The organism is Microcoleus sp. bin38.metabat.b11b12b14.051 (assembly GCF_013299165.1).
Lineage (GTDB): Bacteria > Cyanobacteriota > Cyanobacteriia > Cyanobacteriales > Microcoleaceae > Microcoleus.
The window spans coordinates 244,557-259,693 of record NZ_JAAFKD010000001.1 but is presented as its reverse complement, the minus strand read 5'-3'; the positions used below and the strand labels follow the sequence as shown (position 1 = coordinate 259,693).

The window sequence follows — 15,137 nt, the reverse complement described above, 5'->3', positions numbered from 1 at the left end:
GAAGACTATTAGATCAAACGCTGTTATCCAGCTTCGGAAAAACTACATAAAACTATTTCTTACTTCTGCATGAAGTTTTGATGTCCCGGTAGCGATGAAGCAATAGTCATAGACAGGCGTATCAATCAATCAAATTAACAATGGAGCAATCAAAATGTCCCAGCACGATCCTACTGCTATAGAAGTAACAGATGGTGAATTCTCATTAGGAGAAATGTCAGTAGATGAGACAGCCGCCTCGCAAGCAATAGAGGCGGGAACTGGCGACCCCACCCAGCCTGTGGGGACAATAGCTGGCACTGTACCGGTGGACTCAGCCCTCCCTAACATACCGATTATCCCGATTCCGATCGCCAAACGGCCGGTCAGCGGGCGCTATCGCGGTACTGTGGGCGGGTTTCAACTCGAAATTCGGGTTGATGTCGATCGCACGCGGCCGATGAAACGCTTAAGCGGCGACTTCTACCAAATCAGCGGCCAGACGGTAACATATTTTGCATCGTTTATCGTTGATGCGCCCACAATAACGGTGACAGCCTCACAAGTCACCGTCAAGGGGCTCGGTAGCTTTACCTTTGCTGCTGGGGCTCCTGTAGTCCAGGTGACGATGGAACGACGGCTGATTTTTCAACCGCAAGCACCCGCCACAGTCCAATTTTTCACCACCGGCGGCTCGCCCGGAGCGACTTACACTTGCGCCTTCGAGTCCATCTATTTCCGCACCGCGCACATCGAGACCGATCGAGTTTCCGATGTCAGCACGCCCGTATTCAGCAGCTACAACACAGGTTCGCTACCCTCGGGAGGCCCAGCGCGCAACCTCAGCGTAGTCGGCGCCTATGGAGAAGCAGGCATTGAGATGATTCCGACGGCCGCGAGCGATGTCATCAACATCTCCGAAGCTGGTGCCGATGCCCAGTGGAGCAACGCCGAACTGCACGCTTCCATGCAAAATCACTTTAGCTTGTGGCAAGATCAGCCGCAGTGGGCGATTTGGCAAGTAGCAGCGCAACTTCACGAAATAGGCCCCACCCTGTACGGCATCATGTTCGACCAGCAAGGGAAACAGCGGCAGGGCTGTGCAGTTTTCCACACTGGCATCGGCGGGGAAACAGCAGAGCAACTGCGATTGCAAGCCTACACCTACGTTCACGAACTCGGACACGGTTTCAACCTGCTGCACTCTTGGCAAAAACAGTACGCCTCGCCACCTCAGCCAAACCGAGTGAATGCGCTGTCTTGGATGAATTACCCGTGGAATTATCCAGGTGGCCCAGCCGTATTCTGGAACAGCTTCGCCTTTGGGTTTGACAATGAGGAAGTCATCCATATGCGGCACGGATTCCGCAACAACGTCATCATGGGCGGAAGCAACTTCGCCGTCGGGGCCGCTCTGGGTCGCGAAATCATGGCTGACCCGGTGCGCGACGAGTCGGGGCTGAAGCTAACCATATCGACCCACCAAAAGAACTTTGGGCTCGGCGAGCCTGTGGTGCTACAGTTGATGCTCCAGACGACAGATGCCAGAGGGCGCCGCGTCCACACCTGGCTGCATCCCAACTTCAGCATGGTGAAGATTGTGATTCGCAAGCCCAGCGGTGAAGTTGTGGCTTACGAACCGTTAATCGAGCACTTGGTAGGGCCTCGCGAGAGCGTCATCGGTATTGATGATACGATCGCCGAAAGCGCCTATATCGGCTACGGCAAAGATGGGCTTTACTTTGAAGAACCCGGCAACTATCGCATCCGCGCCTGCTACGCTGCTTTGGACGGATCGCAGGTAATGTCAGATATCATTACAGTTCGCGTGCGCTATCCCGTAACGGCCGCCGAAGCAGAACTGGCAGACTTGTTCATCGGCGACGAACAAGGTACATTGCTTTACCTGTTGGGTTCCGATCACGAATCCTTGCGGCGCGGTAACGAGGCCTTTGATGAAATTCTGGCGAAGTATCCCGACAACGCGATGACCAACTACGTTCGTTTGGTGAAGGGTATCAACGCCAGCCGCAACTTCAAGACAATCACCGACAAAAATGAAAACCGTGTGATGGTACGCCCCGCAGAGTTAGAGCAAAGTTCCAAGCTGCTGTCGGCAGTTGCAGATTCGGGTGTTCTCGACCCGGTTTCGGCAAAAATGACCCTGACAAATCTGGCTGAAGTTCAGACTAAAGCTGGCGATGACGAAGCTCTCAAACAGACGTTAAGTAAACTCTCGGCAATTGCGATCGGAAAATGGTAATCTGCCGTTCCCCAAGGTAAAAAGCTTGATGTTTCGCCGTCAACTGCTAATCGCCTTCGTAACTCTGCTAATGGGGTCGGGCTGCGCCACAAATCGCGGCCGACTCCATGCTCCTACGGGGCCACACAATAGGAGGTCGATCGTGCCCTTAACTGTCAAACTTCGCGACGGTTTCACCAATGAAACCGTAACGATCAAAGTCAATGGAAAGGAAGTTTATCAGAAGTCAGGAGTCTCTACAGACTTGACGATTTCTTTCGCAGATCGGGTGGAAGTCCCTGTCGAGGAATCCACCGTTCAGTTAGAGGTAGCGGTGCAGGGAGGTCTGAGGAAGACCGAGGAAATCCGCGTGTCAGAGACTCCCTTTGTTGATGTGTGGATTCTTGACGGAAAAATGGATTTGCGAGCATCAAAGGAAGAGTTACCGATGCTTTAGCAAGTCTCACACATCCAGTTTTGCTAAGCCCAAATACCGCACACCTTCTGGCGTTACGTCAAACCGGCAAGGCAAAACTTCCACACCTTCACTCATGGCTTGTCTGAACAATTCTCCGTAAAGGCGATCGGCACTATCCCCGGGAGCAAAATCACTACAATCTCCACGATTAATAAAATACAGCATTACAGCCCTCGAACCCTGCCGCACCACCTCAATCAATTCTCTCAAATGCTTCTGTCCCCTCTCCGTCACCGTATCGGGAAATAAAGCCAATGTATCTTTGACCCAAGTTGTATTTTTGACTTCCAGAAAAATCGGTTTTTCCCCACCAGTCAGCCAAAAATCAACTCGACTTTTTTTATCTTTCCCATAAACAACTTCCGGCTTAATTAAACTGTAGTTGCCCAACTCGGGAAACAATCGCAACTCCAAAGCTAATTTAATTACTCGATTTGGCAGCCCAGTATTAACTCCCACCCAAGTTGGCACAGTGTCGTAAACTTTAATTAATTCCCAAGTATAAGCTAACTTGCGTTTAGGATTGTCACTGGGAGATACCAGCACTGGATTTCCCGGAATCAAAACACCAGTCATCGGGCCGGTATTCGGACAGTGGGCGGTGATAATTTCTCCCGAATCTAGTTCGATTTCGGCGAAAAATCGCTTGTATCGCTTGATGAGAGTTCCGGGTAAAAGTGGTGGATATTTGTAAATTAATTCGTTCATTAGTTATTGGTCATTAGTTATTAGTCATTAGTCATTAGAAAAGATTACAAAAGTCCTTTTTATATAATTTGGGGACGGGCCGGAGAGCCCATTCCACAAAAATCATTTTTTCTTGTGGGACGGGCATCTTGCCCGTCCTAACTATTTTTGCAAGATATTTATTGACGATCGTTGGTCTTGATTCAATGATTGATTTAATCATTCAAAGGCTAACTTTTTTGACCTTTCATCAACTGTTTCATCTGCGCCTTAAAAGCTTCCACCAATTCGGGACTGGCTTGTGTTTGTTGCCAAGAAGGGCGGGAATTTAAGCGATCGCCCCAAGCTTGCAATTTGGGGTAATTGTCCAACGACAGGCCTAACTCGGGCAGCCAAATCACGGAAACACCCGCCACCACATCTGCGAGGGTAATCGCGCTGCTGCTGCCAAAAAAAGGTCGATCGCCCAACAACTCCTCAAAAAAGCTCAGTACCGTCGCCACTTGCTGTCCAGCTTTTTCCAGCTTCTCGGGTTCGCCAGCGCCGCCGAAACTCTGGCGGACAAAGGGACTCAGCGCTGGTGTCAATTCGTTGACTGTAACCATTTGTACCATGCGGACGATCGCCAAATCCCGAGCATTTTGCGGTAATAGGGGGATCGCAGGATACTTAGCTTCCAGATAATCAAGAATAGCCAGAGTTTCTATTATATTAAAATCCCCATCAGCCAAAACCGGAACGTGGTGGAAAGGGCTAATTGCCCAAAAATCCGGTTGAAACTGATCGCCGTTTAATTTCAGCGATACTAATTCAAACTCAATCTCTTTTTCCAGCAAAGCAATCCAGACGCGGCGAGCATTGGTGGACAGCGGATTAGAATAAAATTTCAGCAAAATCAAATCTCCTAACAGTCAAACTACTAAAATTTTGATAGTGATACCAGTTATCAAAAATATTGCTACTGCCGAAATTAGAGGATTTCATTTGTAAGGAAACGGCACGGTGGAGTGTCCGGCGGGTGGTTATGCAAATGAAAGATAATTTGTCTGAGATTAAGAATTGTAGCAATATTTTTTAAATTGGTAGTTACTACAGCGAATCAACGCCAAAAAATCATAGCACAAAACCCAGGCACCAAGAAAATTTCTGAATTCATGTTATGATTTTCCAGATTTGCTATTAAAATTAGTGAAGCCTTTTAGCACTAGCGTTTGTAACCATTTGTGTCTGAAACCCAGAAGCCCTCTCGTTCCCTAGCAGGGATTGCCGGCATTGTCGCAGTCGCCACTCTGATTAGCAAAGTCTTTGGATTGGTACGCCAAATTGCGATCGCAGCAGCCTTTGGAGTCGGTGTCGCCGTCGATGCCTACAACTACGCCTATGTCATCCCCGGTTTCTTATTTATTTTGCTCGGAGGCATTAACGGCCCCTTTCACAGCTCCATAGTCAGCGTTTTATCCCGCCGCGAGCAAAAAGAAGCAGCACCCTTAGTAGAAACAATCACCACCTTAGTTGGTGGGATCTTGTTGTTGGTAACAGTCGCTTTAATTATTTTTGCAGATCCGCTGATCGATTTGGTAGCACCGGGATTAAATAGAACACCCCAAGGTTTTGAAATCAAAGCAATTGCCGTCCAACAATTTCGGATTATGGCGCCGATGGCATTGCTTTCCGGCTTGATCGGCATTGGTTTCGGTACTCTCAACGCCGCCGATATGTACTGGCTGCCTTCGATCAGCCCTTTATTTTCTAGCATTGCACTTGTCGGCGGTTTGGGGGTTCTCGCACTCCAACTCGGAGACAAAATAACTCAGCCGCAATACGCAGTAATTGGTGGCTTAGTGTTAGCTTGGGGAACTTTGGCGGGAGCAGTTTTGCAGTGGTTGGTGCAACTGGTGGCGCAGTGGCGCGCGGGCTTGGGAAAATTGCGTTTGCGGTTTAATTTTAAGCGCCCCGGAGTACAAGAAGTAATGAAGGTGATGCTTCCTGCTACCTTATCCTCGGGAATGCTGCAAATTAATGTTTATACAGATTTGTTTTTCGCATCCTACATCCCTCAAGCGGCGTCTGCTATGGGCTATGCAGGCTTGTTAGTCATGACTCCTCTAGGCATCATTTCTAATGTAATTTTAGTGCCGTTTTTACCAATTTTTTCTCGCCTTACAGATCCCGAAGACTGGCCGGAATTAAAAGATAAAATTCGTCAAGCTTTAATTTTGAGCGCGCTGACGATGCTGCCACTAAGTGCTTTAATGGTAACACTTGCCGGGCCGCTCGTCCGCGTTGTTTACGAACGCTATGCTTTTAATCAGTCAGCCTCGCAGTTTGTAACCCCGGTATTGATGGCTTACAGTATTGGAATGTTTGTTTATTTGGGCCGCGACGTTTTGGTGCGGGTATTTTACGCTTTGGGAGACGGAAATACGCCTTTTAGGGTCAGTATTATCAATATCTTTTTGAACGGACTGCTGGATTATTTGCTAGTAGGAGCTTTCGGTGCGCCGGGATTAGTTCTGGCGACGGTGGGAGTGAATTTGGTTTCGATGATTATGTTTTTATACCTATTAGATAAAAAGCTGGGGGGTCTGCCTTGGGGGGAGTGGAGTTTGCCGTTTTTAGGGTTGGCTTCGGGTAGTTCTCTGACTGCTTTCGCTGCTTTGGCTACTCTGCGCTGCTGTCAAATATTTTTGGGTACTGAAGGTGTGATAATTCAAGTAGTGCAGTTGATTGTATCAAGTGTCGTAGGGTTGGGAGTTTTTGCCCTTTTTGTCAATCAGATGAAGTTGCCGGAAGTTGATATGTTTGTCGATCGCATTGGCGGCCGTTTTGGGAGAAAGTAAATCGGAAAACCGGACGCTGGAGTTTTAGGCTATCTGTAAATCCGCCTCATTAAACCTCAAATATCGATCGCGCTCAAGCTTGCTGTGTCTGTATTATTTGTTGTTCCTCCCACTTAAGTCTCGATATACAGACAAGACTTAGGGATTTGCGAGGTGGAAAAAGTTAGTAACCCAATGCCTCGTGAATGTTGCCGTAGTCGTTAACGGTATACTCTATTTGCAGCATCAAGCGCGGTTTCTCAGTTGGCTGCGTTCCCCGGTGAAAGCAAAGAGGATTTTCGACAAACCCAAAACCAGCTTTCCCGCAGATATTCACCACATTTTGCTCGCCGTACAACTCAACGAGCTTTTCGTCGTCAATGTCTGCACATCGCGTACCTATAACTTGGTGCAGCAACTTTTTGCCTTTGTGAGATCCCGAAACGTAAGTGTGCGGCCCGCTAGACATATCGACATCGGTAAGGTAGAAAAAAAACTTAATGAACCGATAGTCGTCTAAATCGTAGTGAAATACTTGGGCCGCTTGGCGTTGCTGCACGTGGTTTTCTGCTGGAACCGGGAAACTCCACGATATTTCGCTTCCGAGGTGTACTGGTTCGGCACCTAGAAATTTAGCTGCAACAGCCAGTATGCCGGGGTCTTTTTCCAGCTTTTTCAGGGTTGAAGACAGTTTTCCGTTGCTCATATAGCTGCAAACGCGGGCATTTTTAGGTAAGTCCACACGGACTTGTTCTGTTCCTGTGCACCGCCAAGGACGCTGGGTATCTCTGTTAATGTAGCCAACGGTAGAACTGGCAAATTTCACAAGTTCTTGAACTACGCCTTCAGGTAGCTGGAGACCTTGATAGCAACTGTCTCTTTCGATAGTTGAGGCGATCGCACATACATCTAATTCTCCCAAAATTGAAGGGTGTTCTTGACTGATTTCGGGAGATTGAGTTGGATGCTTCAACAACATCGCCGCCCAGTCGCGTACAATCTCGAAACGAGCGAACTTTCCCATCAAAAACAGTCGGGGGTCTTGAATCAGGCATCGATAGTTTCTGAGAAAATAATTGGCAAGCTTGTACCAGAATTTTTCCGATTTTTGAATCAGGATGTTGTTCATAGTTTGCGGTATTTTGGTGGTAAATCCGTCATTGTAGCTTGCACCTTGGAAGTTTAATCAGTCTTTAATTACAGCAAGACTGAGTAAATATTGATGATTGTAGCTGCCAACCCTATCTCACAATATGAGACTGTCAACGCTATCGTGAAGGTAAAACAATTGAAAAAATATACACTGTGATTGCTTTCATTTCTAGATCGCTTACGAAGGGAACTCTCGATCTGGCAAGCATAAAAAAACGTTAACAAACCTGGTCATTATATCACGAATATTTTGTTGTGTGAACAACAAAATATTTCTTTAATTAGTGTTACTTTTAATGGTTTTGTAAATTTAAGTGCGGCTAAAATTAATACATTGACCTCAAGCTATTTGCCACCATATACCGCTAATAAAACTTCAGGTTAATATGTTGCATTTATTTAATGAGCGTCGAGATATTTTTGCGATTTTTGAGTTATTGATGGCGTCGTGGTCTTCTCTGAGTTATCTGTTTGTTTGTCTATTTAGGACTTACGCACGGGTAGTCAGAAACCGGGTTTTTGACGAAAATCTTTCGTTTGGGCCCGCAGATTCGGCAAAAAACCCGGTTTCTTTGGCTCGATGCGTAACTCCTGATATTTTAGACAGTTCCCTCTTCCCTAGGGAGGATCTCAGTTTGGCATTTGTAGTGTAAATCAAGAGTTCTGGTGCTATGTATAGCACGGGAATTCTTAAGCTCGCACTGTAAAAAAAATCCTTTTTGCAAAGATGAGATGCTCCCGTTCCCTGTCCTGTAATGTCCGGTCAATTAACATCACAAAAACGGAGCTTTGCGCCCGAAAGTCCGCTTTCACGGGGAGGAGCCAAGTCCGCACATATCCTTACTTATTGCTATCAATCGACCGCAAACGATCTCAAGTATTTCTAATTTCCTGACTGAGATCCTCCCGGACTCGCATTCCGAAGAATCGAAGCGGATATTTAATATGACTTACAATTTTTTTAGCGCTTCCTTGATATCGAGCGCCAAAAATCTATCCAATGCTAAATACATCCAATAAAGAGATAACTGAGAGTCACTGTTAGTCTTTTGAAACCCCAAAGCCAAGCTCATTTTTTCGTACATCGGGTGAATCATTAGCGTGTGCAAATCGCAAAGATTGGGAAAATCTTTTTTCATTTCAACTAAAACTTGCTGTATGTGTTCTAGGAAAAGAACGCGGTATTCTTCAAAATATTGCGGGTCGATCATCCAACTGCGGACAAATACTGACTGACAATTCTCATCTCCCGGAAGTGCCATCGTAAAAGGATCGAGTTCAGCAGAAACAGAAGTTAAGTGCAGGCTTTTACTAGGTGCGTTAAAAAAATTAACTTCTGATTCGGCTGCGGTGGGATATAGTAAGTAAAATCCCACAGGATTTAGGTTGTCGCAGCGGCGCAATACTCCCATTCCTTTTGAATATTTTCCAGCCAAAACGCGGAGAATTTTAGCAATTTGGTAGGGAACTGCGTTAGTGCTGCGGTTCATCCAGTTGTAATTAATTGCTAGTAAATTAGCGACGGGGATGGTGTCGCACCGAGGGTTAAAATCATCTAATTTTAGTTTTACTGGTTTTTCCGGCTGCGGGGTATCTAAAATTTCTGCAACTGGTTGAATTTGAATTGCTGTAGCGTTACCGTCAAAGTGTTTTGCGATCAATCCGAGTGCTGCGAGTTTATCTAACATCATGCCGGCCGCGCGATCGCTCCCGCGATCGGAATCCGAGTAAAATAGTTCTGCTGCTTCCCGGTGGGTGCACTGCACTTCTGTTGCTAGCAATTCTAGTTTCGCCAGCGGCGGTTTGACGCGGGGCTGGCTTTCCTGAAGTTGTTTCACTGATAAGTAAATCCAAAGCCTGACAAAGCATTCAGCCCTAGTGCGAGTGACGCCTACTCGTTTCATCAACAGCGAAACAGCGGCGCGACGTTGAGATTGAGAATACCAAGCATCTAGCGAAGCAATATCCATTTGAGTCGGGAAGCAATGAAGGAACTCTAGTTACATATTTTGGCTTAATTTTTGCAAAAACTTCACCCTGCTTCAGGTTACTTGTTGCCGCTGTTGCTGAACTTGTCTAATTTCCCCTGACTCTACAATACAACTGGTTGCTCGTTGCAAGTTCGCTGCTTCACAAACCACAATCAATTTTAGATATTTACTCGCGTGATTTAAGTATCTCGGTAAATTTCTATACTGTCATTGTCGGCGGTAGCGCAGCAATCGCAGAATGTTGAGATTGCTGCGAGTTTCACGAAATAAGGGCTACGGTTAAATTCATTCAGACTCACTTACTTAACTCACAGCAAACTCGACTAAATTACCATTTTTAGAGGTTGACGGTATGCACAGCGCTTATATCAATCGGATTGGAAAATTTTTGCCGGGAAAACCGATTAATAATGATGAGATGGAGGAGTATCTGGGCAAAATTGCCGATCGCCCTTCGAGAGTCAGACAGCGCATTCTCAACAGCAACGGGATTAAACAGCGCTACTACGCGATCGACAAACAGCAGCAAACACTCTATTCTAACAGCCAAATGGCAGCGTTTGCCGTCCGGGATGCGATCGCCCAGGCAAATTTGGAACCAGGGGCGATCGACTTACTAGCCTGCGCCACCACTTTACCAGACTTATTAGTACCGGGATTTGCCAGCACAGTACATGGCGAACTTTCCGAATTATCTCCCCTAGAAATAGTTTCAACGCAAGGAGTTTGCTGCGCCGGAGTTACCGCCTTAAACTACGCCACATCTCAACTCGAACTCGGCAAAAAACAAACAGCAATCGCCGTAGCCTCCGAATTCCCCTCGCGGCTGTTCAAACACACCAAATTTGAAGCAGAAACATCAGTCAAAGCCGGAAAACCCCTACCTTTCGATACAGAATTTCTGCGCTGGATGCTTTCCGACGGCGCCGGAGCATTTTTGATCCAAAACCATCCCAACGCCTCAGGAATTAGCTTAAAAATAGAATGGATCGAGCTAATTTCCCACGCCAACGCCTATCCAGTTTGTATGTATTCAGGATTAGCAAACGAAACAGCAACCCAAAGCTGGCTAGATTATTCAACCTACCTCGATGCAGCCACAGCCGGAGCTTTTGACTTGCGGCAAAATATTCGCTTGCTAGACAATGTAATGAAATTAGGGGTAGAAGGTTGGCTGAGCTTGATAAAAAATGGGAGAGTTTGTCCGCAGGAAGTTGACTGGCTGCTGTGCCATTATTCCTCTCACTTTTTCCGAGGACAAATTGTGGAACTTCTGGAACAAGCAGGCTGCATGATTCCAGAAGAAAAATGGTTTACCAACTTGTACACCCGCGGAAATACAGGTTGCGCGTCGATTTATTTAATGTTAGAGGATTTGTTTAATTCAAGCAAGTTGCAGCCCGGGCAAAAAATCTTTTGTTTTGTTCCGGAAAGTGGCCGGTTTACAACGGGATACATGATGTTAACTGCTGTGGAAAGCACCAGTAAATCTATGACTTCTCCAATTTATAACTCGCTTGAGATTTCCGAAACTTCGCCTCTGGAAAGGGTTAAGCCCTCCGCACACAACTCTCCACAAGCTTATTTGTTGCGGGAGTTAGCCTGGATTTGGCTGAAGTTCGATCGCGACATTCGTTCCGTTCCCATCGTCCGCAAATTGTACCGGGGAGAGTTTACCATAGAAGACTATCAAGCTTTGCTGTGCAATCTCCGCCCGCAAGTTGTCGAGGGAGCTCGCTGGATTGCGCGCGCGGCTTCTAACATGATTGACTTTCGCCTGCGATCGACTTTTATCGGCCACGCCCAAGACGAACACCGCGACTATCAAATGCTAGAACAAAATTATGTTTCTGTCGGTGGCGACTTGTCAAAAATTGTCGAATATGATAAGAATATCGGCAGCGAAGCCCTATCAGCTTTTATCTTCCACCAAGCATCGCGAGAAAATCCAGTCGATTTAATTGGTAGTATGTTTATCATCGAAGGATTGGGCAATAAATTAGCACGAAAGTGGGCGGAACAAATCAAAGAAACTCTCGGTTTGCAAGACGAACAAGTATCGTTTTTAGCTTATCATGGAGAGAATGACGAGTCGCATTTAGCGAAATTAGAAAATTTGATTAATGCTGAATGGATGACCGATGATATCGCCCGACGCATTGTCAAAACCGCTAGCGTCACCGCTCGTTTATACTTGCTGCAATTGGAGGAAATTCGCTAATGCAAAAACTGCAAAAACAAGATATCGAAACTCTCCCAGAGGAGCGTTCAATCCCCTATGATCCGAAACCATACAACCGCCGAGATCCGAATGTTTGGGATGTCCTGTTTTGCGATCGGTCAATTCCCGTCGATTTAGTTGCAAAAGCATACATGATGAGGGATTTGCAAAACTGGACTCGCAATTATTTGCTCATCCCGATCAAAATCATTGCTAACTTGTTGCTAGCGGTAATCATGACTGCAAAGCGCCTGTTACCCTTTCAATTTCGGGCTTACACATTAATGCACAAATCCGCCGCATTTTTCCTAAATAACTTTGTCTCGCCCGAAGCTTGTTATTTAATTGTGCGGCACATCTCAATCGGCTCCAACATTATCAATTTTTTGATTGACAACGGCCCGGATACCCAGATTGAAAAGTCAAAACTTTATCCGCGCACAGTTAGCGATTTAGCTGACAATGCGTTTCTCGAACACGACTTAATTCTCTATAACTTTGTCTGGGATTACAACCAAGCAATGCTGGCAAATCCCAACTGGTTGCAGCTCGTCAAAAAACGGGGAATTAATTATGATAGCATTCAACCTGTAGAAATTGCAATAGATTGTGAAAGCTCCAGGTGGTTGAGAATTCTGGATTTAGAATCGGCGATCGAATTGTTTAAAGTATTTTATTCTCTGTGTTTGACTAGCGACGAATTTGCACGAGCAGTGATGTCGCTTCAGCTTGATGAAAACTTCGGAGTATATGTCAGCGAAATTACCGGAAATTACGACTGGAATCACGTAATTGTCAACCGCCACCCGCTAGCGCCAAACAGTCCGTTTAATGCAGCACGCGACTTGTTTTTGCACGGAATAATTTCCGAATATCTCTATCGGTACTTAGAACTAAAAAAAGAAATGAGTAATCCTTAAAAGTAGAAAGCACCAGCTATAAAACAAATAGGTTTGTAGTGAGGACTTTAGTCCGCAAAAATTCCTCACTAAACTAATCCGAGCCGATCGAACAAAAAACCCAAATAGGTTTGTAGTGAGGACTTTAGTCCGCAAAAATCCGAGGACTTGCATTCCCATTACAAACATTTATCAGCACCAGAAAAATAGAGAAAATATTACAATACGGTTCACTTAACAAATAAAAACAGGGAAACCCGATGAAAAATAGACACTCTTGTTTGCTTCATTACTCTCTTCGGACAATTGTTAAATGAGCCGTATTGCAACATAGTTTTTAACATAATTAATAGGACAGCTTAAGCTGCTGCTAACTGTTGTTTTTCCGGTGCAGTCGGCAAATTCAGATTGACCACAATCCACTTACCTGTAATTGGATCGCGGTAAGTAATAAATGGATTAGATTTTAAAGGTTGGCTGCAAGGTTTAACTGTCATTGTTCAACACTCCCTATAAATTGTCTTAAATAACTGCTACAACACCACACCTTCAATAATCGGATGTTTTGCCTGCGATCCCGGTGATTTGTACCTCAACAATAGGTGATAATTTAGGCTTTTTTTAGTGACAGATAGCACTGCCTCATGTGATTTAAAACTGCATTAGCCGTGAGCAGTATCACCAAAAACCATCCGAAAAATAATTCGGTATTGTTGCTTTAGCGCCCACCTTCAACAGAACCACTCTTTTGAGTCAATATCTGATATTATTAAGTAAGGTAAAGACATCGATCGGAGATCCCTTACAAGCTTATGGTGCTATTTGGATTTGGCAAAAAGTCGAGCCTGCCCTCTCCCCAAGACGCATTGCCGGGACGGGCAGAGCAGATGCCGGTACCGGCAACTCACTTTGTTAACGGCAATCCCCTCAAGCCTCCTTTTCCAGACGGCATGGAAATTGCCATGTTTGGGCTGGGCTGTTTTTGGGGCGCGGAACGCAAATTTTGGCAGCAAAATGGAGTTTTTTCGACGGCTGTGGGCTACGCGGCTGGGATTACTCCGAATGCTACTTATAACGAAGTTTGCAGCGGGATGACGGGACATAATGAAGTAGTTTTGGTTGTGTTCGATCCGAAGGTAATTAGTTACGAAACGCTGCTCAAAGTTTTTTGGGAAAGTCACAATCCGACTCAAGGAATGAAGCAGGGGAATGATTCGGGTACTCAATATCGATCGGGCGTTTACACCTATTCAGCCAGCCAAAAGCAGCTAGCTGAAGCTTCCCGGGATGCTTACCAGCAAGCTTTGACGCCCGCTGGTTATGGCAAGATTACTACTGAAATTATTGATGCTCCTGAGTTTTATTACGCAGAAGCCTATCACCAGCAGTATCTTGCTAAAAACCCGAACGGTTATTGCGGTTTGGGCGGTACTAAGGTTTGTTTGCCTGCTATGTCTCAAGCTTGAAATTTGATCCCGCTGGATGGGACACAACATTGTTCGTTGCTGTCAATTTAAGGTCTTATGTAGTCTATATCTGCTGTCTGACGATTAAGGCCTCTAACCCCCCTAACCCCCCTTGGTAAGGGGGGGACTGGAAGCGCTCAAAGTCCCTTTTACCAAGAATGTAGTCACAGACTTCTGTCTCACGATTAAAGCCTCTAACCCCCTAGCCCCCCTTGGTAAGGGGGGAACCGGAAGCCATAAAAGTTCTCCGACTATCCGGGGAGACTGGAAGCGCTCAAAGTCCCCCTTACCAAGGGGGATTTAGGGGGTGATGGACTCGACGCAAAGCGAGATGTCTCAGGTTTCAGACTTAAGTTGACACTACTGAACATTGTTGTGTCACTACAAAATATTTGGTGGGGCGGGCTTATAACCTGCACACAAACAGCGGAATATGTTAGTAGTTGAAAATAGGAAAGAAATGCTGACGGGTGTTGTAATTATCAATCTACTAATATCTCTTGTCTGTTTTTCTATCGCTGCGAGAGTGTGGAAAATCAGGCGGACGATCGCACTTTTTGAAGTTCGGATCGCAGCAATCGAGCGCTGTAGCAGCAATGTTCTCGGCAAATCGCCCAAATTTTTTGCAAAAAGGCAGCAACGTGCTCGCGAATTGCGGGTGCATTATCAACAACTGGAATTGCAACTGCAACAGGTTCAGCAACTCTTGGGATTGCTGGGTTTGGGGCGGATGCTTTGGCCCAAGCGCGATCGACCTGTGAGGTAAGCTATTCTAAAATCGTATGGAGAGTAGTTATAAAAATGTCATCTAAACGTTCTGGATTATTTATTGGCGGTCTGTTGGTGGGTTCTGCGATCGGGGCAGTGACTGGGTTGCTGATGGCACCGCGAACGGGCAAGGAGACGCGGCAGATCTTGAAAAAATCAGCCGATGCTTTGCCGGAGTTGGCGGAGGATTTATCAACTAGCGTGCAATTGCAGGCCGATCGACTTTCGGAAACTGCCATCCGCAATTGGGACGAAACTTTGGTGAGATTGAAGGAGGCGATCGCAGCCGGTTTAGAAGCGACTCAGCGGGAACGTCAAACTCTCTCGGAAACTGAAGTAGAAGTCAGTCCCCCGTCGCGCCCTCCTGTCCGCTAACCAGCTCAAAAGCGAGCAAAAATAAGGTATTTTAGTCATTGCGAGTCGATCGCAATCCTT

Annotated in this window: 13 protein-coding genes; 8 read left to right on the top strand and 5 right to left on the bottom strand. The window is 46.1% G+C overall.

The features are described from left to right. Window positions 1–154: 154 nt before the first annotated feature. A complete protein-coding gene (locus QZW47_RS01155; protein ID WP_293122465.1) occupies window positions 155–2,242 on the top strand; it encodes a hypothetical protein in 2,088 nt (695 codons plus the stop codon). 28 nt (window positions 2,243–2,270) lie between these two features. Then, on the top strand, window positions 2,271–2,678 hold the full coding sequence (locus QZW47_RS01150) for a hypothetical protein (RefSeq protein ID WP_293122462.1): 408 nt from the start codon (window positions 2,271–2,273) through the stop codon (window positions 2,676–2,678). Window positions 2,679–2,684: 6 nt separating this feature from the next. On the opposite strand, the gene sfsA is transcribed toward QZW47_RS01150, so the two are convergent. Together sfsA and QZW47_RS01140 are read right to left on the bottom strand one after the other, a co-directional pair. Then, complete coding sequence (sfsA, locus tag QZW47_RS01145; RefSeq protein WP_293122459.1) at window positions 2,685–3,407, bottom strand: DNA/RNA nuclease SfsA; 723 nt, start codon at window positions 3,405–3,407, stop codon at window positions 2,685–2,687. Between the two features lie 209 nt (window positions 3,408–3,616). Next, window positions 3,617–4,279 carry a glutathione S-transferase family protein gene (locus QZW47_RS01140; RefSeq protein ID WP_293122456.1) on the bottom strand — a complete coding sequence of 221 codons (663 nt, stop codon included), beginning with the start codon at window positions 4,277–4,279 and terminating at the stop codon, window positions 3,617–3,619. A gap of 330 nt (window positions 4,280–4,609) precedes the next feature. On the opposite strand from QZW47_RS01140, the gene murJ reads away from it, so the two are divergent. Further along, entirely contained in the window at window positions 4,610–6,226 is a 1,617-nt protein-coding gene (gene murJ / locus QZW47_RS01135; protein ID WP_293122453.1) for a murein biosynthesis integral membrane protein MurJ, read from the top strand. A 163-nt stretch (window positions 6,227–6,389) separates the two neighbouring features. Here the strand turns inward: murJ and QZW47_RS01130 are convergent, their stop codons facing one another. Both QZW47_RS01130 and QZW47_RS01125 read right to left on the bottom strand, forming a co-directional pair. Further along, window positions 6,390–7,334 carry a phytanoyl-CoA dioxygenase family protein gene (locus tag QZW47_RS01130; RefSeq protein WP_293122450.1) on the bottom strand — a complete coding sequence of 315 codons (945 nt, stop codon included), beginning with the start codon at window positions 7,332–7,334 and terminating at the stop codon, window positions 6,390–6,392. Between the two features lie 973 nt (window positions 7,335–8,307). Then, a complete protein-coding gene (locus tag QZW47_RS01125) occupies window positions 8,308–9,327 on the bottom strand; it encodes a hypothetical protein (RefSeq protein ID WP_293122447.1) in 1,020 nt (339 codons plus the stop codon). Window positions 9,328–9,700: 373 nt separating this feature from the next. On the opposite strand from QZW47_RS01125, the gene QZW47_RS01120 reads away from it, so the two are divergent. Beyond that, a complete protein-coding gene (locus QZW47_RS01120) occupies window positions 9,701–11,569 on the top strand; it encodes a 3-oxoacyl-[acyl-carrier-protein] synthase III C-terminal domain-containing protein (RefSeq protein WP_293122444.1) in 1,869 nt (622 codons plus the stop codon). Then, a complete protein-coding gene (locus tag QZW47_RS01115) occupies window positions 11,569–12,489 on the top strand; it encodes a hypothetical protein (RefSeq protein WP_293122441.1) in 921 nt (306 codons plus the stop codon). Before QZW47_RS01120 ends, QZW47_RS01115 begins: the two co-directional genes overlap by 1 nt. Before the next feature lie 338 nt (window positions 12,490–12,827). Here the strand turns inward: QZW47_RS01115 and QZW47_RS01110 are convergent, their stop codons facing one another. Continuing rightward, the gene (locus QZW47_RS01110; RefSeq protein WP_293122438.1) at window positions 12,828–12,965 is read right to left on the bottom strand and encodes a hypothetical protein; all 138 of its coding nucleotides are present in this window, start codon (window positions 12,963–12,965) and stop codon (window positions 12,828–12,830) included. A gap of 315 nt (window positions 12,966–13,280) precedes the next feature. Here QZW47_RS01110 and msrA point away from each other — a divergent pair, with 315 nt between their 5' ends. The 3 genes from msrA (at window position 13,281) to QZW47_RS01095 (ending at window position 15,077) form a co-directional block, all read left to right on the top strand. After that, window positions 13,281–13,934, top strand: coding sequence for a peptide-methionine (S)-S-oxide reductase MsrA (gene msrA / locus QZW47_RS01105; RefSeq protein WP_293122435.1), 654 nt, complete (start codon window positions 13,281–13,283; stop codon window positions 13,932–13,934). A gap of 433 nt (window positions 13,935–14,367) precedes the next feature. Continuing rightward, window positions 14,368–14,700 carry a hypothetical protein gene (locus QZW47_RS01100; RefSeq protein WP_293122432.1) on the top strand — a complete coding sequence of 111 codons (333 nt, stop codon included), beginning with the start codon at window positions 14,368–14,370 and terminating at the stop codon, window positions 14,698–14,700. A gap of 35 nt (window positions 14,701–14,735) precedes the next feature. Beyond that, window positions 14,736–15,077 (top strand): YtxH domain-containing protein, encoded by a 342-nt coding sequence (locus QZW47_RS01095; RefSeq protein WP_293122429.1) that lies wholly within the window; start codon window positions 14,736–14,738, stop codon window positions 15,075–15,077. Window positions 15,078–15,137 lie beyond the last annotated feature (60 nt).